Below are 20,249 nucleotides of genomic sequence, written 5' to 3' on the forward strand. Positions count from 1 at the left end.
TCATCAATAAGCCTCGCCGACTCACTGCCCTGACCGGGAGGAGGGAACGAAAAGCGCCCCGTGTCGTGACGACACGGGACGCCTCCCGTTAGCCGGACCGGTAACCCCCCAGTCCCGTGCCCGGCGGTCCATCGGGACGATCCCTATCCCACAGTTGCAACGCCCGGGGGAAGGAAACGGTTCCCGGTCACCTTCTCCGAGATTCCGGTGCGGTCCAGGTAGGGGGTGATGCCGCCGAGGTGGAACGGGTAACCCGCGCCCAGGATCAGGCACAGGTCGATGTCCTCGGGCGCCGCGACGACCCCTTCGTCCAGCATGATGCGGATCTCCTGGGCCAGGCCCTCGACCGCGCGGGCGAGCACCTGCTCCTCGGTGGACGGACGGTCGCCGCCGCTGAAGATCTCCACCGCCTCGGGGTCGAGGGTGAAGTCCGGGCGGTAGACGCCGGTCTTGCCGGACTCGACGAACCTGCGGAACTTCTCCGAGACGGGGAAGCGCTCGGGGAAGGCGGCGTGCAGCGTCTCGTTGACGTGCAGCGCGATCGCCGGGCCGACCAGGCCGAGCAGCACGAACGGGCTCATCGGCAGGCCCAGCGGCTGCGCGGCGCGTTCTGCCGTCTCGATCGGGGTGCCCTCCTCCACCGCGCCGACGATCTCGGCGAGCAGGCGCAGCAGGATGCGGTTGACCACGAACGCCGGGGCGTCCTTGACCAGCACGCAGGACTTCCTCAGCTGCTTGCCGACGGCGAAGGCGGTGGCCAGCGTCGCGTCGTCCGTGCTCTCGGCGCGGACGATCTCCAGCAGCGGCAGCACCGCGACCGGGTTGAAGAAGTGGAAGCCGACGACCCGCTCGGGGTGGCGCAGTCCGCTCGCCATCTCGGTGACCGACAGGGACGAGGTGTTGGTCGCCAGGACGCACTCGGGCGAGACGACGGCCTCGACCTCGGCGAACACCTGCTGCTTGACCGACATCTCCTCGAAGACCGCCTCGATGACGAAGTCGGCGTCGGCGAAGGCGTCCTTGGTGAGCGAGCCGGTGATCAGGCGCTTGAGCCGGTTGGCGCGGTCGGCGTCGACCCGGCCCTTGGCCTTCAGCTTGTCGATCTCGCCGTGGGCGTAGGAGACGCCCCGGTCCAGCCGGGCCTGGTCCAGGTCGGTCATGACGACCGGGACCTCCAGGCGCTGGGCGAACAGCAGCGCCAGCTGGCCGGCCATGAGGCCCGCGCCGACGACGCCGACCTTGGTGACCTTGCGGGCCAGGGACTTGTCCGGGGCGCCCGCGGGCCGCTTGGCGCGCTTCTGGGTCAGGTCGAAGGCGTACAGGCCGGCGCGCAGCTCGTCGGACATGATGAGGTCGGCGAGCGCCTCGTCCTCGGCGGCGAAACCCTCGTCGCGGCCGCGGTCCTTGGCGTGGCGGACCAGGTCCAGCGCGCGGACCGGCGCGGGGGCCGACCCGTGCAGCTTGCCCTCCAGCACGAACCCGGCCATGTTGACCGCGTCGTCCCACGCCTTGCCCTTGTCGACCTCAGGGCGCTCGACCTTCACCTCGCCCTTGAGGACCCGGGTCGTCCAGGCCAGGGATTCCTCGAGGAAGTCGGCGGTGTCGAAGATCGCGTCGGCGATGCCCAGGTCGAAGACCTGCTGCCCCTTGATGACCCGGTTCTGGGCGAGGGGGTTGTCGATGATGAGTTTGAGCGCCTTCTGTGCGCCGATGAGGTTCGGCAGCAGGTAGGTGCCGCCCCAGCCGGGCACCAGGCCCAGGAACGCCTCGGGCAGGGAGAACGCCGGGACGCCGCGGGAGACGGTGCGGTAGGTGCAGTGCAGGCCGGCCTCGACGCCGCCGCCCATGGCGGCGCCGTTGTAGTAGGCGAACGACGGGACCTTCAGCTCGCCCAGCTTGCGGAACACGTCGTGGCCGAGCCTGCCGATCTGCAGGGCCTGCTCGCGGCTGCGGATGAGCGGGACGCCCTTGAGGTCGGCGCCGACCGCGAAGATGAACGGCTTGCCGGTGAGGCCGACCGCCGCGATCTCGCCGGCCGCGGCGCGCGCCGCGACGGCGTCGAGCGCCTCGCCCAGCTCGGCCAGGCCGCCCGGACCGAAGGTGCTGGGCTTGGTGTGGTCGAACCCGTTGTCCAGCGTGATGAGGGCCAGGGTGCCCGCGCCGTAGGGGAGTTCGATGTCGCGGACGAGGGCCTTGGTGACCACCTCGTCCTGGAAGATCTCGTTGAGGTCGCTCACTTCTGCGCGCCTTCCCAGTTCGGGTTCTCCCAGAGAACGCTGCCGCCCATGCCCATGCCGATGCACATCGTGGTGAGGCCGTAGCGCACGTCGGGGCGCTCGGCGAAGTGGCGTGCGAGCTGGGTCATCAGCCGGACGCCGGAGGAGGCCAGCGGGTGGCCGACGGCGATCGCGCCGCCCCACGGGTTGACCCGTGGGTCGTCCTCGTCGATCTTGAAGTGGTCGAGGAAGGCCAGGACCTGGACGGCGAAGGCCTCGTTGATCTCGAACAGGCCGATGTCCTCGATGGACATGCCGTTGCGGGCCAGCAGCCTCTCCGTCGCCGGGACGGGGCCGATGCCCATGACCTCGGGCTCCACGCCTGCGAAGGCGAAGTCGACCAGGCGCATCCGGGCGGGGAGGCCGAGCTCCTGTGCGACGTCCTCGGCCATGAGCAGGCACGCGGTGGCGCCGTCGTTGAGGCCCGCGGCGTTGCCGGCGGTCACGTTGCCGGCGACCCGGAACGGGGTCTTGAGCTGGGCGAGGTCCTCGACCGTGGTGCCGGGGCGCGGGGGCTCGTCGGCGGTGGCCAGGCCCCAGCCCTTGTCGGCGGAGCGGATCGCGGTCGGCACCAGGTCCTGCTGGATCTTGCCGGCGGCGTAGGCGGCGGCGACCTTCTCCTGGGAGCGCACGGCGTAGGCGTCGCAGCGCTCCTTGGTGACCTCCGGGTAGCGGTCGTGCAGGTTCTCCGCGGTCAGGCCCATGACCAGCGCGGACGGGTCGACGATCTTGTCGGTCATGAACCGCGGGTTGGGGTCGACGCCCTCGCCCATGGGGTGGCGGCCCATGTGCTCGACGCCGCCGGCGATGACCACGTCGTAGGCGCCGAACGCGATGCCGGAGGCGGTGGTGGTGACCGCGGTCATCGCGCCCGCGCACATGCGGTCGACGGCGTAGCCGGGGACCGACTTGGGCAGTCCGGCCAGCACCGCGGCGGAGCGTCCGATGGTCAGGCCCTGGTCGCCGGTCTGGGTGGTGGCGGCGATGGAGACCTCGTCCACGCGCTCGGGCGGCAGACCCGGGTTGCGCCGGATGAGTTCACGAATGGCGCGGACGACCAGGTCGTCGGCGCGGGTCTCGGCGTACAGGCCCTTGGGCCCGGCCTTGCCGAACGGCGTGCGTACGCCGTCGACGAACACGACATCACGTGCGATACGAGGCACGATCAGGTCTCCTCTGGCTTCAAGGCTCGGAACCGACGAGGCTACTCATCGGTAACACAGCATGTTACTAGTCAGTAATCACTGACGGAGGCCACCGGCCGGGACTTCGCCGCCCAAGTGGAAAACCACCTGCTCTTTTCCGGTTATGGCCACTTGTGGAGCACGCCACGCGTGGTTACCTTGGCGGAAAGTCACCGGGAGGGCGCGGTGGTGCACGCGAGACCCGCCTACCGGCCGGGGCTGAAGCAGCGGCTGGGCCATGCGGTCGATCTCTTCTTCGTGCTGCTCGGATCGGGAATCGTGCGCCTCGTCCACCCCGTCCGGACGATCCGCGCCGTGAACGCCCTGCAGGAGTGGGGCACCACGCTCGGCGGCCTGGCCAAGGCCGCGGCGCTGGCGCAGCCCGGCAAGCGCGCGGTCATCGACGACACCGGCTCCCTCACCTACGCCGAACTCGACGAACGCACCGACCGGCTCGCGCTCGCCCTGCCGCTGAGCGGTCCCCGGCCCCGCGTCGGCATCCTGTGCCGCAACCACCGCGGCCTGGTGGAGGCGCTGGTGGCCTGCGGAAAACGCGGCGCCGAGACGGTCCTGCTCAACACCGGAGCGGGCCCCGGGCAGCTGCGGTCGGTGCTCTCGGAGTTCCGGCCCGACCTGCTGGTCTGCGACTCGGAGTTCGCCGCGGCGCTGGCGGCCTGCCCGCCCCCGCTGCGCGGGTCCATCATCTGGACCGACGCGCCCATGCCCGGCGGCCTGCTGCTGGAACGGCTCATCGCCGACGCGCCGCCCGGGCACGTCGGGCCGCCCCGCTCCGACGGCCGGGTCATCATGCTCAGCTCCGGAACCGGAGGACGGCCCAAGGGCGCCCGCCGCAGGCCCCGTCCGGGCATGGGCCCGCTGGGCTCGATGTTGTCGCGGATCCCGCTGCGCGGCAGGCAGACCTTCGTGGTGGACGCCCCCGTCTTCCACATGTGGGGGTTCGCCGCGCTCCAACTCGGGCTCGGCCTGCGGGCCACGATCGTGCTGCACCGCCGGTTCGATCCCGAGCAGACCCTGGCCGAGCTGGGCCGGTGGCGCAGGTGCGCGCTGTTCTCCGTCCCGGTGATGATCCAGCGCATCATGGAGCTGCCGGAGGCGGTACGGGAGTCCTACGACACGCGCGGCCTGCGGGTGGTCGCGCTCAGCGGCTCACCGCTGCCCGGAGACCTGGCCCACCGGTTCATGGACGTCTTCGGCGACCGCCTCTACAACGTCTACGGCTCCACCGAGGTGAGCTGGGTGAGCATCGCGCGCCCCAGGGAACTGCGCATCAACCCCGCCACCGCGGGCCGTCCGCCGCGCGGCACGTCCGTGGCCGTCGTCGGAGAAGAGGGCGGGCGGCTGCCCCGCGCGACCATCGGCCGCATCTTCGCCGGGAACGAGAACGCCTTCGAGGGCTACACCAGCGGGAACCCCACCGAGATGTGGGAGGGCCTGCTCTTCACCGGAGACCTCGGCCATCTGGACTCCCGGGGCATGCTGTACGTGGACGGCCGCCACGACGGCATGGTCGTCTCCGGCGGCGAGAACGTGGTGCCCCGAGAGATCGAGGACGCGCTCGCCCGCCTCCCCGAGATCCGCGAGGTCGCCGTCACGGGCGTCGAGGACGCCGAGTACGGTCAGCGCCTCGCCGCCTACATCGTCCTGCGCCCCGGCGCGGAGCTGGACGAGGACACCGTCCGCTCCTACATCCGCGAGCAGATCGCCCGCTACGCGGTGCCCAGGGACGTCTTCTTCATCCCCGAGCTGCCCAGGAACGCCACCGGCAAGATCGTCTACCGTTGGCTGGAAGGACTGCGCTCCGGCCGGGTCCGCACGCCCGAGGGTCGCGTCGCCTTCTGGTCCGAGCCCGGAGAACCGGCCCTGGCCGCGGCCCCCGTCCCCGACGACTACGACGGCTACACCGGGACCTGACACGAGGCCCGGGCCCGCGAAGGCCGCGGGCTCTACAGCTCGCCTTTGGTCTCCAGGCGGAGCCAGGACTTGGCCAGGGGGACGGACACCAGGTCGGCCTGCCAGGGGCGGGCGCCCAGCTCGCGGAGGGCGGCTCTGACGGCCTCGGGGTCCGGGTCGCCGGGCGGGGACCAGGAGAGGCGGCGGATGAGGTCCGGCTGGATCAGGTTCTCACTCGGCAGGGTGTGCTCGTCGGCCAGCGCCGCGACGACGGTGCGGGCGGCCGACAGCCGGGCGGCGGCCTCGGGGTCGCGTTCGGCCCAGCGGTGGGCGGGAGGCGGGCCCTCGCCCGGGAGGTTCTGCTCGGGCAGCGCGGAGTCCGGCAGCTGGCGGCCGCGGGAGACGGCGCGCAGCCACAGCGTGGTGTGGCGGCGGGCGTTCCGTCCCTTGATCGCGGCGATGCCGAACAGCTCGGCCATGGTGCGGGGCTGTCCCAGCGCCATGTCGACGATCGCGCTGTCGGGCAGCACCCGGCCGGGGGAGAGGTCCAGCTCCTGGGCGAGCTTCTCGCGGGCCTCCCACACCTCGCGGACGATGCCCAGGCCCCGCCGGTTGCGCACCTTGTGGATCCCGGACGTGCGCCGCCACGGGTCGTTGCGCGGCTGCCGGGGCGGCGCCTCGGCGATCGCGGTGAACTCCTGCAACGCCCAGTCCAGCTTGTCCGCGGTGACCAGCTCGGCGTACAGGACGTCCCGCAGCTCCACCAGCAGCTCGACGTCCAGGGCCGCGTAGCGCAGCCAGTCGGTGGGCAGCGGGCGGGTGGACCAGTCGGCGGCCGAGTGGCCCTTCTCCAGGGTGAAGCCCAGCACCGTCTCCACCATCGCGCCCAGCCCGACGCGGGGGTAGCCCAGCAGCCGCCCGGCCAGCTCGGTGTCGAAGAGCGTCCGCGGCACCAGGCCCAGTTCCGACAGGCACGGCAGGTCCTGGTTGGCCGCGTGCAGCACCATCTCGGTGTCGGCCAGCGCCCGGTTCAGGTCGTTCAGATCGGGGCAGGCGACCGGGTCTATCAGCGCGGTGCCGGCTCCCCGCCGGCGCAGTTGCACGAGGTAGGCCCGTTGCCCGTAGCGGTATCCCGAGGCGCGCTCCGCGTCGACCGCGACCGGTCCGGTGCCCGCGGCGAACGCCGCGATGACCTCGTCGAGCGCGGCGTCGGAGGCGACGACGGGCGGGATTCCCTCCCTGGGTTCCAACAGTGGCGACGGTGCCGTCCGACCTTCTTCCACTCAGCTACCGTACGTCCTTCAGATCGCGGACCCCGCGCGGGGGGAGCCCGGCTGCCATGCACATCACCTCGGACCATGCGCGTACATGATCTCTCATGTCCTGCCCGGAGGGGGACCATGATGCCCTGAGTTCCAGCTCCGTGGTAGCGGGTTCGTCCTGCTTGCTGCCGAAACTCTCGCTGACCGCCCGGGTGATGGTGCCCGACTCGGCGGCCGAGCCGGCCTCGGCCAGCGCCTCGGTGAGCCAGCTCCAGGCGACGCTTCCGATCAGCGGGTCGTCGGCGATCTCCGGTTCGAGCTCGGCCCGCACATAGGCGACCAGCCGGAACCGGCCGTCCCAGCCGGGGCGGCCCTTGGGGTCGTGCAGGAGGATCAGCCGCCCGACCGCCAGCTCGGCGTCGTCCTTGACGACCGCGGCGGACAGGGCGACGGAGTAGGGGGCCAGCCGCTGGGGGGCGGGCATCTCCTCGAATTCGAGTTCCGGCCGGTCGGGGTCTCCGCCCAGCGCGGCTTTGAAGCTCTCGACCGCCTCCTGGAAGGAGGCGGGGGTCTCGTTCGGGGGAGCCATCTGCCGAGAGTAGATCTCGGGCACCCTGGAGGGGGGCGATGCCACGCCGGTGGGTCCGCTGGGGAATGGAGGCACTTGAGACCTCAGCTCACGTGTACGTCGATGATCTTCGAGGCGTACCCGGTGTTCGCCAGGGATTTACCGCCGGGACAGAAAATGCCATCAGTGGAAGTCTTATCGCGGGATATTGCGCGGCGTGTCCTGAATCTCCGTAGAAGAGGGAAAGGTTCACCCCGGCGTCGCACACCCGCGGGTCCATGGGACCATGGGGTATGCCCGCTGAAGAGTCCGCGTTCCTCCGCGCCTGCCGCCGCGAGCCGGTACCCCACACCCCTGTCTGGTTCATGCGCCAGGCCGGCCGCTCCCTCCCCGAGTACCTGCGGGTACGTGAGGGAATCCCGATGCTCGAGGCCTGCGCGACACCCGACCTCATCGTCGAGATCACGCTGCAGCCGGTGCGGCGCTACGCCATCGACGCGGCGATCTTCTTCAGTGACATCGTGGTCCCGCTGCGCGCCGTGGGCGTCGACCTGGACATCAAGCCCGGCGTCGGCCCCGTCATCGCCGACCCGATCCGCGAGAAGGCGGACATCTCCCGGCTGCGCGCGCTGACGCCCGACGACGTCCCCTACGTGACCGAGGCGATCGGGAACCTGGTCGGCGAGCTCGGGGACATCCCGCTGATCGGCTTCGCCGGCGCGCCCTTCACCCTGGCGTCCTACCTCATCGAGGGCGGCCCGTCCAAGAACCACGACCGCACCAAGGTCATGATGTACGCCGAGCCGCAGCTGTGGCACGCGCTGATGGAGGCGCTGACCGAGATCACCATCGGCTTCCTGCGCACCCAGGTGGCGGCGGGCGCCCGGGCGGTCCAGCTCTTCGACAGCTGGGTCGGCGCGGTGGCCCCCGACGACTACCGCCGCTACGTCATGCCGTACAGCGAGCGGATCTTCGCCGCGCTCGCCGACGTGCCGCGCATCCACTTCGGCGTGGGCACCGGCGAACTGCTGGGCCTCATGGGCGAGGCCGGAGCCGACGTGGTCGGCGTCGACTGGCGGGTCCCGCTGGACCAGGCGGCCCGCCGGGTCCCGTCCGGCAAGGCGCTGCAGGGCAACCTCGACCCGGCGCTCCTGCTGGCCCCCTGGGAGGTCGTGGAGGAGCGCGCCCGCGACGTCCTGAAGCGCGGCCGCGCCGCCGAGGGCCACATCTTCAACCTGGGCCACGGCGTGCTCCCGTCCACGAACCCCGACCAGCTGGCCCGGCTCGCCGACTTCGTCCACGCCGAGTCCGAGCGCCTCGCCGAGGGCTAGACGGCCTTTCGCTCCACGGCGCGCAGCGTGCCGAGTCCGGCCAGCCGGCCCAGGGCGCGGGCGGTCTCGGCGTCGGCGGGCTGGTAGACCAGGATCCGCTGGTCACCGCTTTTCAGCCCCTCGTAGACCAACCGGAGCCGCCCCGCCTCGGGGTGCATGAGTGTTTCGGAACCGGAGGGCTGGGGCTGCGCGGGCGGAGCCTTGAGCTTCTCGGTGAACGCGGCCCCGGCGGTGACGGTGAGCTCGTCGACCAGACCGCGCAGATGGGGGTCGTCCGGAGGATTGTCGTAACGGACGGCGTGGAGGCGCTCCCGCGCGACCACGTCCCACTCGGGGTAGGCCTCCCGGGCCCGGGGGTCGGTGAAGACGAAGCGCAGCAGGTTGGGGCGGGGCTCGTCCAACAGGCCGATCGGCCCGGCCAGCCGGCCGAACGCGGGAGTGTGGGCCAGGACGTCGCCGAGCCGGTTGTGCAGCAGGGCGGGCACGGGCTCCAGGTTCTCCAGCACGGCCAGCAGGGTCGGGCGAGGTTCCACGGCCGGCGGTGCGGTGGCCGAGCAGGCGAGGAAGGCCTCACCCGAGGAGTTCTTGGCCGCGAACCGCAGGTAGAGCCGCTCGTCGTGGTTCAGCCGCAGCGCGTCGGCCAGGGCGCCCAGCACCTGCGGGGAGGGATGGCGGTCCCGGCCCTGCTCCAGCCGGGTCAGGTACTCCACGCTGATCCCGGCGAGGGCGGCCAGTTCGCTGCGGCGCAGCCCCGGGGTGCGGCGCCGGGGCCCCGAGGGCAGTCCCACCTGCTCGGGGGTGATCGACTCCCGCCGGTCGCGTAGGAAGACGCTGAGCTCGATGTCGGGCATGGCAACGAATCTACCCAGTGGCCCCGTTCTGATCGTGGCCCTGGCAGGGCCAGTATCAGCACGGTCTCCCTACGGTCGGGCGGGCGGGCCAGCCTGAAGCCATGACAACCGATCACATTCGTCTCGCCGTCATCGTCAGCAGCGTCCGAGGGGGCCGCTTCGGTCCCGTCGTCGCGAACTGGTTCGCCTCCCAGGCCGGCCCCGCCTTCGACCTGGACGTCATCGACCTCGCCGAGGTCGACCTGCCCCTCTCGCTCCCGGCCAAGGGGGACCAGCCCGACCCGGAGGCGGCCGCCGTCCTGGCCCGGATCACCCCTCGCCTGGAGCAGGCCGACGCCTTCGTGGTCGTCACGCCGGAGTACAACCACAGCTACCCGGCCTCGATCAAGAACCTGGTCGACTGGCACTTCACGCAGTGGCAGGCCAAGCCCGTCGGCTTCGTCTCCTACGGAGGGGTCTCCGGCGGCCTGCGGGCCGTGGAGCACCTGCGCGGAGTCTTCGCGGAGATGCACGCGGTCACCGTCCGGGACCAGGTGAGCTTCGCGAACTACTGGGAGCTGTTCTCCGAGGACGGGCGGCCCGCGGACGAGCGCGCGGACGCCGCGGCGAAGACCCTGCTGGACCAGCTCGACTGGTGGGCGCGGTCGTTGCGGGAGGCCAGGGAGAAGCGTCCCTACGCCGCCTGACGCCGGTCCCGGCGCCGCCTGACCAGGAGGCGCCCCAGGAAGAACAGCGCGACCAGCAGGGGAGAGAAGGGCAGCAGCCACCCGAACCCGGTCAGCAGGCCGGACACGAAGGCGGTGAGGTCCTGCCATCCCGCCTTGAGCCCGCCGAGGAAGCCGGAGGTGTCCTCCTCGGCGGGCTCCGCCTTCTCCGAGACCACGACCAAGGTGATCGACGCCTCCTTGACCCGCTGGGAGAGGCTCTTCTGCCTGGCCTTCAGTGCGTCGAGGTCGGCCTGGCGCTGGTCGAGCTCCTCGGTCACCTGCAGCACCTCGCCGACGGTGCCGGCCCGCGACAGCAGGGCGCGCAGCCGCTTCAGCGCGGCCTCGGCGGACTCGACCCGGCTGTCGACGTCGGAGACCTCCTCGGTGACGTCCTCGGCGGACTGCTCCAGTGAGACCTTCTCGCCGAGCTGCTTCGCCAGGGCGTCGAGCAGACCGGAGTAGCCGTTCGCGGGGACCTGGAAGTCGAACCGCGCGGACGGGGGAGTGCCGTTGGTCCTCTCCTGGGCCACGTAACCTCCCGCGGCCGCGACGAGTTCCTTGGCCTTGGCGGCGGCGGTCTCGACCTTCTCCACGCGGACCCGCAGGTTCGCCGAGTAGGCGATGGCCCGCTGCCCCTGGCCGGGCTCGCCCGGCTCACCGGGCTTCTGGTCCTTGAGGGACCGCTCGCCGCTCTGGGGGCGGGCGGCTTCCTCGGGGGCGGGGGCCGCGGCCTCGGAGTCCAGGCGGGCGTGCTGGGTCGAGGAGCTGGAGCAGCCGGTCAGCAGGAGGAACGCGGCTACGACGTAGAGGGCTTTTCGCATGACCTTAGGACGGGTCCGGCACGTCCTTGCGTTGCACCCTCAGCCCCCGGGAAAGGCGGCGAAAAGGTCACGATCGAGGTGACGCCCATCTCACACTGCGAGATGGCACCGGCAGCAGTGGGGCTCTGCCAAGGTGGAGAGGTGAATGCCAAGCATGTGGTGGTCGTGGGCGGCGGGATCTCCGGGCTCGCCGCGGCGTGGTACCTGAACCGCGCGGGAGCGCGGGTGACGGTGCTGGAGGGCTCCCCCTCGGTCGGAGGGAAGCTGCGGACCAGCGAGATCGCCGGTCAGCAGCTGGACGAGGGCGCGGAGTCGGTGGTCACCCGCCGTCCCGAGGCGCTCGACCTGATCGAGGAGCTGGGCCTGTCGGACGAGCTGATCCATCCGGGGGCGTCGGGCTCCTCGGTCTACAGCCACGGCGAGCTGAGGCCGCTGCCGGCCGGGCAGATCATGGGCATCCCCTCCGACCTGGTGGCGCTCGCCCAGTCCGGGGTCATCTCCCAGGCGGGCGTCGCGCGCGCGGCCCTGGACCTGGCCAAACGGCCCACCCCGCGCGGCTCCGACGTCTCGGTGGCCGACTACGTGGCCGACAGGCTGGGCCGCGAGGTCGTCGACCGGCTGGTGGAGCCGCTGCTGGGCGGGGTCTACGCCGGTCGGGTGGAGCGGCTGTCGTTCGAGGCGACGCTGCCGCAGTTCGCGCAGGCCGCCCGCACCCAGCGCTCGCTGATCGCGACGGCCCGCGAGATCAAGGAGGCCTCCGCCAAGCAGAGCGGTCCGATATTCGCGACTCTGCGGGACGGCATGGGGGCGCTGCCCGTCCTGATGGCCGGGCTCCTGGCCAAGGAGGGCTCGGACGTCCGCACCGGGGCGATGGTCCGGGAGCTGAAGCGCACGCCGGAGGGCTGGCGGGTGGTGCTGGGCTCCGCCCAGGCGCCCGAGGCGCTCGACGCCGACGCCGTGGTGCTGGCGGTGCCCGCGGCCCCGGCGAGCAGGCTGCTGGCGGACACCGTCCCGGCGGCCGCGGGGGAGCTGGCCGGCATCGAGTACGCCAGCATGGCGATCATCAGCCTGGCCTACCACTCCACCGCGTTCCCGAAGTTCCCCGAAGGCACCGGCTACCTCGTGCCGTACGTGGAGAACCGGGACGTCAAGGCCGTCACGTTCAGCTCGGTCAAGTGGCCCGACCGGCGCGGCCACGACCCGAGGACGGTGCTGGTCCGCGCCTCCATCGGCCGGTTCGGCGAGGAGCACACGCTGCAGCGTTCCGACGCCGAGCTCAAGGCGGCGGTGATGGCGGAGCTGGCCACCACCTGCGCGGTGAGCGAACTGCCGGTGGAGGCCCGCATCACCCGCTGGGGCGGGGCGCTCCCGCAGTACGACGTCGGGCACCTGGACAGGGTCGCGCGCGTGCGCGCGGCCGTGGCGGGGCACCGGGGGCTGGCCCTGTGCGGGGCGGCCTACGATGGGGTCGGAATCCCCGCCTGCATCTCCACGGCGCGGGCGGCGGCCGCTCGCATCATCGATCAGTTGAGAGAAGAAGAACCGTGAGTGACAAGCCGAAGGCCCGAGACCTCAACCAGGTGATCAGGTACACGATGTGGTCGGTGTTCAAGGCCGACCGCCTCCCCGAGGACCGCACGGCCGTCGCCGCCGAGGTCCAGGACCTGATCGACGGTTACGCCGCCAAGGACGTCACCACGCGGGGACTTTACGACGTGGCGGGGCTGCGGGCCGACGCCGATTACATGTTCTGGTGGCACGCGGAGAACAGCGACGACCTCCAGGAGATCTACAGTCGCTTCCGCCGCACCGAGCTGGGTCGCGTGTCCACCCCGGTGTGGTCGAACATGGCGCTGCACCGGCCGGCGGAGTTCAACAAGAGCCACATCCCGGCCTTCCTCGCCGACGAGCGGGTGCGCGACTACGTCTGCGTGTACCCGTTCGTCCGCTCCTATGAGTGGTACCTGTTGGAGGACGCCGAGCGCCGCAGGCTGCTCGCCGAGCACGGCCAGATGGCGCGCGGCTACCCGGACGTGCGGGCCAACACCGTCCCCAGCTTCGCGCTGGGCGACTACGAGTGGCTGCTGGCCTTCGAGGCCGACGAACTGCACCGCATCGTCGACCTGATGCGTCACCTGCGCGGCTCCGAGACCCGCCGCCATGTCCGCGAGGAGACCCCCTTCTACACCGGGCGCCGCAAGTCCGTCGCGGAACTCGTCGAGGCGCTTCCCTAAGGCCCTCCCGGCGGCGCGGGTCGTTCCGGAACGGTAGAGTTCCGGGCCGTGACCCGCGCCCCCTCCCGCCACGGAAAGCCGCGTTCCGCGGCGAAACGCCTGCTCGATCGGTTGGTGGACGCACGCCGCAAGACGCTGCCGGTGCTCGTGCTGGCGGCGGTGGTGCTCGCCGCCGCGGGCTTCGCCGTCTACCAGCGACCGGGGGAGAGCACCGCCGGGAGCGTCGGCGACCGGAAGCCCTCCGCGAAGAGGTCCGCCGTCCCCACGCTGGCCGTCACCGACCTGCTGTCGGAGGGCGACGGCGATCCCGACGCCGATCCGCACGCCGAGGCGCGGCTGCGGGAGGAGGCGCCGGAGCATCTGGAGTCGGTCCGCTGGAGCGGGGACTTCCTGCGCGTCTACACGGACCTCGACGAGGGCGACACCAGGCATCCCGCCGCGCGTGAGCTGTGCGAGACCGCCGTGGAGTATCTGAAGGACACCTACAGCGAGACCTACGAGGACGACGATCCCGTGGTCTTCGTCCACGCCAGGCGCAGCGGCAACGGCCACGTGGTGCTGGTGAACAGCGTCACCGGCCCCTGCCGTTCGGTGGAGACGCGCTGACGCGTCAGGCGCGGCCGAGGGCGCGGCGCAGCCAGGTGCGTTTGGGGCCGTGGACGAGGCGGGCGACGCGGCGTCCCGCGAACAGGTAGGCCAGCAGCACGCCCGCGGAGTTCAGGATGATGTCGTCGATGTCGAAGGTGCGCCCGCTGACGGCCAGTCCCTGGACGGTCTCGATGCCCAGGGAGACCAGTGCCGCCAGGACCGTCAGCCGCAGCGGCCCCCGCATCCGCCGCGAGGCCATCGGCAGCAGCACTCCCATCGGGGCCAGGAGCAGCAGGTTGCCGCCGATGGCGATGGCGGCCTCCTTGACGCTGGGCCGGTCGAGGTAGAACCGCAGGGTCCTGCCCGGTTCGGTGTTCCCGACGGCCCAGCCCCTGGGGTCGGGCACCGGCGTCAGGGTGAAGACGCAGGCCCAGTACGCGAAGACCGCCATCGCCGCCAGCGCGGTCAGGAGGGCCGCCACCCTGATCAGCCGACGTCCCCGGCCCGGTCCGCCCGAGGCCGGGCCCGTCTCTTCCGCTCTGGTGCTCACACCGCCCTCCCCGAGCGGCTATGCCCGAGTTTTTCGCTAGATAAGCGAAACAATGAAGGTTGAGGTGAGTGGAGAATCTTGTCAGGTCTCCTCGAGGCGCAAGGAGACGCTGTTGATGCAGTACCTGTCGTCCGTGGGCGTGGCGTACCCCTCGCCGTGGAAGACATGTCCCAGGTGCGACTCGCAGCGCGCGCAGATCACCTCCACCCGCCGCATGCCCAGCGAGACGTCCTCGCGCAGGATCACCGCGTCGGTGTCGGAGGGCTCGTAGAAGGACGGCCAGCCGCAGTGTGATTCGAACTTGGTCTGCGAGCGGAACAGTTCGGCGCCGCACGCCCTGCAGTGGTAGACACCTTCGGTCTCGGTGTCGGTGTACTCGCCGGTGAACGGCCGCTCCGTGCCGGCCTGCCGAAGCACCCGGAACTCCTCGGGCTTGAGGATGGCCCGCCACTCGTCCTCGGTCTTCCGGATCTTTTCCATGCCCACAAGGTACTTCGCCGCGAGGACGATCCGCAGTGGCCGGGGCCGCTTCGCGGCACGGCCGGGGATCCGGCCCGCGCTTATTTTCGGGTGTCCATAACTAGCTGGTTGCCCTGACCTCACCCTGGGTAAGGGGCGGATCAGGAAGCATCGGGGGGCGAATCGGATGGCCAAGACGACCAGAAGCACGACCAAGAGCACGACCAAGAGCACCGGTGCGGGCCGCACGGGCACACGGACGACCGGGCGCACGACGGGCAGGACCAGCGGGAGAGCGGCCGTCAAGCCGAGCACCAGGACCCGGGCCGCCTCGGCGTCGGGCACCGCCACCGCCACCGCCACGGTGCGCAGGCGTGCGTCTCGGGGCGCCGAAGATACGGCGAGCACGGCGCGCCGGGCCGTCGGCGAGACGGCGGCGACCGCTCGTCGGGGTGCCGAGAAGACGGCGTCCACCGCCCGCCGGGCCACTGCCGAGACCGCGTCCACCGCTCGTCGGGGCGCCGAGAAGACGGCGTCCACCGCCCGCCGGGCCGCCGCCGGGACGAGCGGGGCCGGGCGGACCTCCGGGATCAGCGTGCCGGTGCTGACGCCCCGGCTCTCGGTCCACCGGCTGCAGATCCCCACGTTCGGGATCGCCGAGTTGGGCGGGGGCCTGGTCGCCGCGGCGAGCCGGTCGGTGTCCGGGCGCCTGCCCTCCAAGGAGCGGCTCGGCTACTACGCGGGGCTGGGCGCGCTGGCCGCGGTCGGCGTGATCGAGTGGCCGGTCGCCGCCGTGATCGGCGTCGGCATGGCGGTCACCGGCCGCACCGGCGCGAAGGAGCGCGACGCCGAGCGCCGTCCCGTGACCCGTTCCGTGGCCACCCGGCCACGCACCACCGCCGGAACGAAGGGCTGAGAGCCGTCACATGGTGTTCCGCCGCCTCATCGAGACCGCTTCACGGATGTTGCCGACTCCCGTCGGCGCACGCCCGGAACGACGGATCCACTTCGCGCCGGGCCGGGTCGAGATCGCGGTCCGCGGCGTCCACCTGCCCGAAGCCCAGGAGATGGCAGCCCACCTCGAGCCCGCCCTGAAGCGGCTCGGGGGAGTGCACAGGGCGGAGATCAACGCCGTGCTGGGGCTGGCGGTGGTCTTCCTCGACGAGGACGCCGAGTCCTCGGTCGACGACCTGGTCGAGGTGATAGAGGCCGCCGAGACCCGCTACGGGCGGGAGGAGGACGACTTCTGCGAGGCGGCCCGTCCGGGCGACGAACGGGCGATGGTGGTGGAGGCGATGCTCGCCGGGACGGCCTTCGTGGGCTCGGGCCTGGCGTTGGCGGGCAGGCTCGCCCGGGTGCCGTCGCTGCCGCAGATCGTGCCCACCCTCGTGGCGCTGGCCGACACCACGCCCCAGGTCCGCTCGCTGCTGGAGCGCAGGGTCGGGCGGCACACCGTCGACGTGATGGCCACCGCGAGCGGCCTGCTCACCCAGTCCCTGGCCCAGCAGCCCGTCGGGCTCGCCGTGGAGGGGACGCAGCGGCTGATCCGGCTCGGCGAGGCCTACACGCACTGGCGGGTGTGGAACCAGGGCTTCCAGGATCTCGGCACGCTGCCCGGCGCGCACCGGGCTCCGGCCCACGAGAGGGCCCCGCGCCCGGTGCCCCTGCCGCCCGGGCCCGTCGAGAGACTCGCCGGGTACACGCCGTACGGGCTGGTCCTGGCGGGAGGGGCGTGGGCCATGACCCGCAGCCCGCTCCGGGGCCAGGGGGTGCTGCACGCGCTGGTGCCCAGGGCCGCGTTCGCCTGCCGTGACGCGTTCGCCGTGCAGTTCGCCAGGATCGCCGCGGGCCAGAACATCCCGGTCGCCCATCCCAAGGCGCTGCGCAGGCTGGACCGGGTGGACACCGTCGTCATCGACGACACGGCCCTGCGCACCGGCGAGTACGCCCTGGAGGAGATCATCGCGCTGGAGGAGGGCCTGGACCTGGAGATCCTGGACGAGCGGGCCCGCGCGCTGCTCGACCGGCGGCGTCCCAGGGCCAGACGGAGCGCGGACGGCTGGTCGGTGGCTCCGCTGCGGGCAGCCGAGCTCGAGAGGCCGGGCCGGGCGCTGGAGTGCGCCGACCGGGGTTGCGTGCTGGTCGCGCTGCGCAGGGAGGGGCGGCCGGTCGCGATCCTGGCGCTGGCGGAGGAACTCGACCCCTTCAGCGAGGTGTTCGTCGCGGCGGCCCGCAGGCTCGGCGAGGTGCACCTGGCGGGCCGGTCCCGGGAACTGGAGCGGCGGCTGCCGGTGGACGGGCGGCTGCCCGGCTCCGACCTGACCGCCTCCGTCCGCGCCCTCCAGCGCGCGGGCAAGGTGGTGCTGCTGGTCTCCCGGCACCACGGCGAGGCGCTGGCGGCCGCCGACGTCGGAGTCGGCCTGCCGGACGGTCAGGGCGTCCCGCCGTGGGGCGCGCATCTCTTCTGCCGCCTGGACGGCGCGTGCCTGGTCACCGACGCGGTCATGGCGGCGCGGGCCGCCAGCCGGCGCGGGGCGAAGGTCGCGACGGTCGGCGCGGTCACCGCGTCGACCGCGGCGCTGACCGCCCGGCGGCGCGCCGCCTTCAGCCGGGCCCGGCTGGTCATGGACTGCACGAGGCTGGTCGCGATGGGCACCGGGATCTGGACGGCGGCCCAGCTCTCGCGGCGGCCCTCGCTCCAGCCCATGGACCGCACGCCCTGGCACGCGTGGCCGGTCGGCGCGGTCCTGGAGCGGCTGGGCTCGTCCAAGGAGGGCCTGCCCGAGCACGAGGCACAGGGCAGGCGCGCCGAGGTCGGCGAGGTGGAGCCGCCCGCGGCGGCGGGCATCGTGCGGCGCACGATCCAGGAGCTCGACAACCCGCTCACACCGGCGCTGGCGACCGGCGCGAGCGTCTCGGCCGTGGTCGGCTCGGCGGTGGACGCCGCGCTGATCGGCACGGTGCTCGGGCTCAGCGCGGTGATGTCGGGTTTCCAGCGGGTCGCGGCCGACCGCGCCGTGCGCAAGCTGGTGGAGCGGGTCACCGTCCCGGTGCGGCTGCGCAGGCCGGGCGGGGAGCAGGCGGCGACCGCCGAGCAGCTCGTCCCCGGAGACGTGATCATGCTGTCGGCCGGGGACATGGTCCCCGCCGACTGCCGGGTGGTGTGGACGGAGGGCCTGGAGGCCGACGAGGCGAGCCTCACCGGGGAGTCGCAGCTGGTCACCAAGACGGCGGAGCCGACGATGGCCGGGACGGTGGCCGACCGCTCCTCCATGCTCTACCGGGGCACCAACGTCGCGGCCGGCGAGGCGATCGGGGTGGTGGTGGCCACCGGCGCGGGCACCGAGATCGATCGGACCGTCACCCTGGTCAACAGCGCCCCCAGGCCGGGCGGGGTGGAGAGCCGGCTGGAGCAGCTCACCAAGGTGACGCTGCCGACCTCGCTGGGCGCGGGTGGCGTGCTACTGGGCTCGGGGCTGTTGCGCGGGCAGGGGCTGAACACGGTGCTGAGCTCGGCGATCGGCCTGGCCGTGGCGGCGGTGCCCGAGGGGCTCCCGTTCGTGGCCACGGTCGCCGAACTGGCGACCGCCCGCCGGCTGTCCCGCCGGGGCGCGCTCGTCCGCAGCCCCGTCACGATCGAGGCGCTCGGCCGGGTCGACATGTTGTGCTTCGACAAGACCGGCACCCTGACCGAGGGGCACCTGAGGCTCGGCATGGTCTCCGACGCACGGGAGAGCCGTCCCGCGGACGAGCTGACCCCGCGGCTGCGCTCGGTCGTCTCGGCGGCGCTGCGGGCCACGCCCGCGGGGCCGCGGCTGGCGCATCCCACGGACAGGGCGGTGGCGGACGCGGCCGGGCGGCTGGGCGTCGGCCGCGATCTGGGCCTGGGGCGCTGGCGGCGGACCGAGGAGCTGCCCTTCGAGCCGGCCCGCGGCTACCACGCGGTCCTGGGCGAGGGCGACGACGGGCCCCGGCTCAGCGTGAAGGGCTCACCGGAGGTGGTGCTCGAGGCGTGCTCCCTCTGGGCGCCGGAGGGCGAGCCGGAGCCGTTCGACGAGCTGGCGCGCAAGACCGTGGTCCGCGAGGTGGAGCGGCTGGCCGGGCTCGGGCACCGGGTGCTGGCCGTGGCCGAGGGGCTGGACCCGGACGGTCCCGCCCTGCGGAACCTGTGCTTCCGGGGCCTGCTGGGGCTGGCCGATCCGGTGCGGCCCACCGCGGCCCGGGCCGTCGGGCGGCTGATGGAGGCGGGGATCCGGGTGTGCATGATCACCGGAGACCATCCGATCACCGCCACCGCGATCGCCGCCGAGCTCGGCCTGATCGACGGGGTCGACGGGCGGGACGGCCATGTGCTGACGGGCCTGGAGCTCGACGCCCTCGACGACGACACGCTGGCCGAGCGGCTGCCCGAGGTGCACGTCTACGCCCGGATGAGCCCGGCGCAGAAGGTCAGGATCGTGGAGGCGCTGCACCGGGCCGGGTACGTCGTGGCGGTCACGGGGGACGGCGCCAACGACGCCCCGGCCATCCGGCTGGCCGATGTGGGGATCGCGCTGGGCAGGCGGGCGACCCCGGCGGCCCGCGACACCGCCGACATCGTGATCGCCGACGACCGGATCGAGACGATCGTGGCGGCCATCGCCCAGTGCCGCGGCATGTGGAGGTCCACCCGTGACGCGCTCGCCCTGCTGCTGGGCGGCAATCTGGGCGAGATCGCCTTCACCGCGGGGTCGGGGCTGCTGCTGGGCGGCAGCCCGCTCAACGTGCGCCAGCTGCTCCTGGTGAACCTCTTCACCGATCTGCTGCCGGCCATGGCGCTGGCCGTGCGGGCTCCGGGGGAGACGGCCGAGGAGCTGTTGGCCGAGGGGCCGGAGACGTCGCTGGGGGAGGTGCTGAACCGGCACATCGCGGCCAGGGCCGCCACGACGGCGCTGAGCGCCCAGGCGGCCTGGTTCATGGCCAGGCTCTGGGGCACCCGGGGTCAGACCGACACCACGGCCCTGGTGGCGCTGGTGGCGGCCCAGCTCGTCCAGACGCTGCTCGCCGGCGGCCGGGACCGGTTGGTGCTGGGCGCGTCCCTGGGCTCGCTGGCGGCGCTGGGGGCGGTGGTGCAGACGCCGGGCCTGAGCCATCTGTTCGGCTGCCGTCCGCTGGGCCCGCACGGCTGGCTGATCGCGCTGGGCAGCGCGACGGGCCTGTCGCTGGTGGCCGCCGTCATCGAGCGGTTCTGGAAGGTTCACCTAAACGACATCTTGCCCACATCGCCCAGTGAGGGATAAGCAGGTATAAAAAGGACAAACGGTCGTCCTGAAAGGTCCCCAACCGTGTCCGAATTCCTGTCCTCCCTGCTGAGCAAGGTGCTGATGTCGCTGCTGCAGACCATCGTCAGTGAACTGGCCATGATGATCTTCCGTGCGGGCTACGCCCAGTACGGGCGGACGGCCCCGGCCATGGCCTTCTGACCGGGGACTTCGGGAACCCTCCGGCCGGGGCGTCCGGCCGGAGGC

17 protein-coding genes are annotated in these 20,249 nt (G+C 72.4%); 9 read left to right on the forward strand and 8 right to left on the reverse strand.

Annotated features, from left to right (window positions below):
* Positions 1-143: 143 nt before the first annotated feature.
* The gene (locus ABGB12_RS14835; protein WP_347678108.1) at positions 144-2,237 is read right to left on the reverse strand and encodes a 3-hydroxyacyl-CoA dehydrogenase NAD-binding domain-containing protein; all 2,094 of its coding nucleotides are present in this window, start codon (positions 2,235-2,237) and stop codon (positions 144-146) included.
* A complete protein-coding gene (locus ABGB12_RS14840) occupies positions 2,234-3,439 on the reverse strand; it encodes a thiolase family protein (protein ID WP_347678110.1) in 1,206 nt (401 codons plus the stop codon). The genes ABGB12_RS14835 and ABGB12_RS14840 overlap by 4 nt, the downstream gene beginning before the upstream one ends.
* A 207-nt stretch (positions 3,440-3,646) precedes the next feature.
* Here ABGB12_RS14840 and ABGB12_RS14845 point away from each other — a divergent pair, with 207 nt between their 5' ends.
* Positions 3,647-5,392 (forward strand): AMP-binding protein, encoded by a 1,746-nt coding sequence (locus ABGB12_RS14845; RefSeq protein ID WP_347678112.1) that lies wholly within the window; start codon positions 3,647-3,649, stop codon positions 5,390-5,392.
* A 32-nt stretch (positions 5,393-5,424) separates the two neighbouring features.
* Here ABGB12_RS14845 and ABGB12_RS14850 read toward each other — a convergent pair whose 3' ends face one another.
* Entirely contained in the window at positions 5,425-6,654 is a 1,230-nt protein-coding gene (locus ABGB12_RS14850; RefSeq protein ID WP_347678114.1) for a ribonuclease D, read from the reverse strand.
* 4 nt (positions 6,655-6,658) lie between these two features.
* Complete coding sequence (locus ABGB12_RS14855) at positions 6,659-7,222, reverse strand: DUF3000 domain-containing protein (RefSeq protein ID WP_347678116.1); 564 nt, start codon at positions 7,220-7,222, stop codon at positions 6,659-6,661.
* A 272-nt stretch (positions 7,223-7,494) separates the two neighbouring features.
* Here ABGB12_RS14855 and hemE point away from each other — a divergent pair, with 272 nt between their 5' ends.
* On the forward strand, positions 7,495-8,532 hold the full coding sequence (hemE, locus tag ABGB12_RS14860; RefSeq protein ID WP_347678118.1) for a uroporphyrinogen decarboxylase: 1,038 nt from the start codon (positions 7,495-7,497) through the stop codon (positions 8,530-8,532).
* On the opposite strand, the gene ABGB12_RS14865 is transcribed toward hemE, so the two are convergent.
* Positions 8,529-9,383 carry a helix-turn-helix transcriptional regulator gene (locus ABGB12_RS14865; protein WP_347678120.1) on the reverse strand — a complete coding sequence of 285 codons (855 nt, stop codon included), beginning with the start codon at positions 9,381-9,383 and terminating at the stop codon, positions 8,529-8,531. The two genes, hemE and ABGB12_RS14865, sit on opposite strands and share 4 nt — an antisense overlap.
* Positions 9,384-9,484: 101 nt before the next feature.
* Here ABGB12_RS14865 and ABGB12_RS14870 point away from each other — a divergent pair, with 101 nt between their 5' ends.
* Entirely contained in the window at positions 9,485-10,069 is a 585-nt protein-coding gene (locus ABGB12_RS14870) for an NAD(P)H-dependent oxidoreductase (protein WP_347678122.1), read from the forward strand.
* Here ABGB12_RS14870 and ABGB12_RS14875 read toward each other — a convergent pair.
* Positions 10,057-10,911, reverse strand: coding sequence for a DUF4349 domain-containing protein (locus ABGB12_RS14875; protein ID WP_347678124.1), 855 nt, complete (start codon positions 10,909-10,911; stop codon positions 10,057-10,059). The two genes, ABGB12_RS14870 and ABGB12_RS14875, sit on opposite strands and share 13 nt — an antisense overlap.
* A 141-nt stretch (positions 10,912-11,052) precedes the next feature.
* Between ABGB12_RS14875 and hemG the strand changes: the two genes are divergently transcribed.
* The 3 genes from hemG to ABGB12_RS14890 are packed head-to-tail and all read left to right on the forward strand — an operon-like array spanning position 11,053 to position 13,751.
* Positions 11,053-12,459: a protoporphyrinogen oxidase gene (gene hemG / locus ABGB12_RS14880; RefSeq protein ID WP_347678126.1), complete on the forward strand. Its 1,407-nt coding sequence runs from the start codon at positions 11,053-11,055 to the stop codon at positions 12,457-12,459.
* A gap of 47 nt (positions 12,460-12,506) precedes the next feature.
* Positions 12,507-13,145 (forward strand): hydrogen peroxide-dependent heme synthase, encoded by a 639-nt coding sequence (gene hemQ / locus ABGB12_RS14885; protein WP_347679177.1) that lies wholly within the window; start codon positions 12,507-12,509, stop codon positions 13,143-13,145.
* A gap of 48 nt (positions 13,146-13,193) precedes the next feature.
* Positions 13,194-13,751 carry a hypothetical protein gene (locus tag ABGB12_RS14890; protein WP_347678128.1) on the forward strand — a complete coding sequence of 186 codons (558 nt, stop codon included), beginning with the start codon at positions 13,194-13,196 and terminating at the stop codon, positions 13,749-13,751.
* A 4-nt stretch (positions 13,752-13,755) separates the two neighbouring features.
* On the opposite strand, the gene ABGB12_RS14895 is transcribed toward ABGB12_RS14890, so the two are convergent.
* Positions 13,756-14,283, reverse strand: a complete 528-nt coding sequence (locus tag ABGB12_RS14895; RefSeq protein ID WP_347678130.1) for a VanZ family protein — start codon at positions 14,281-14,283, stop codon at positions 13,756-13,758.
* An 81-nt stretch (positions 14,284-14,364) separates the two neighbouring features.
* Positions 14,365-14,763, reverse strand: a complete 399-nt coding sequence (gene msrB / locus ABGB12_RS14900) for a peptide-methionine (R)-S-oxide reductase MsrB (protein WP_347678132.1) — start codon at positions 14,761-14,763, stop codon at positions 14,365-14,367.
* A 166-nt stretch (positions 14,764-14,929) separates the two neighbouring features.
* Between msrB and ABGB12_RS14905 the strand changes: the two genes are divergently transcribed.
* Genes ABGB12_RS14905 through ABGB12_RS14915 form a run of 3 tightly spaced genes read left to right on the forward strand, consistent with a single transcriptional unit; the run spans position 14,930 to position 20,204 of the window.
* Positions 14,930-15,658, forward strand: a complete 729-nt coding sequence (locus ABGB12_RS14905) for a hypothetical protein (protein ID WP_347678134.1) — start codon at positions 14,930-14,932, stop codon at positions 15,656-15,658.
* Positions 15,659-15,668: 10 nt separating this feature from the next.
* The gene (locus ABGB12_RS14910; protein WP_347678136.1) at positions 15,669-20,021 is read left to right on the forward strand and encodes an HAD-IC family P-type ATPase; all 4,353 of its coding nucleotides are present in this window, start codon (positions 15,669-15,671) and stop codon (positions 20,019-20,021) included.
* Positions 20,022-20,066: 45 nt separating this feature from the next.
* Positions 20,067-20,204 carry a hypothetical protein gene (locus ABGB12_RS14915; protein WP_347678138.1) on the forward strand — a complete coding sequence of 46 codons (138 nt, stop codon included), beginning with the start codon at positions 20,067-20,069 and terminating at the stop codon, positions 20,202-20,204.
* The last annotated feature ends 45 nt before the right edge of the window (positions 20,205-20,249 follow it).

Origin of the sequence: Actinocorallia sp. B10E7 (assembly GCF_039871655.1) — a bacterium.
Lineage (GTDB): Bacteria > Actinomycetota > Actinomycetes > Streptosporangiales > Streptosporangiaceae > Actinocorallia.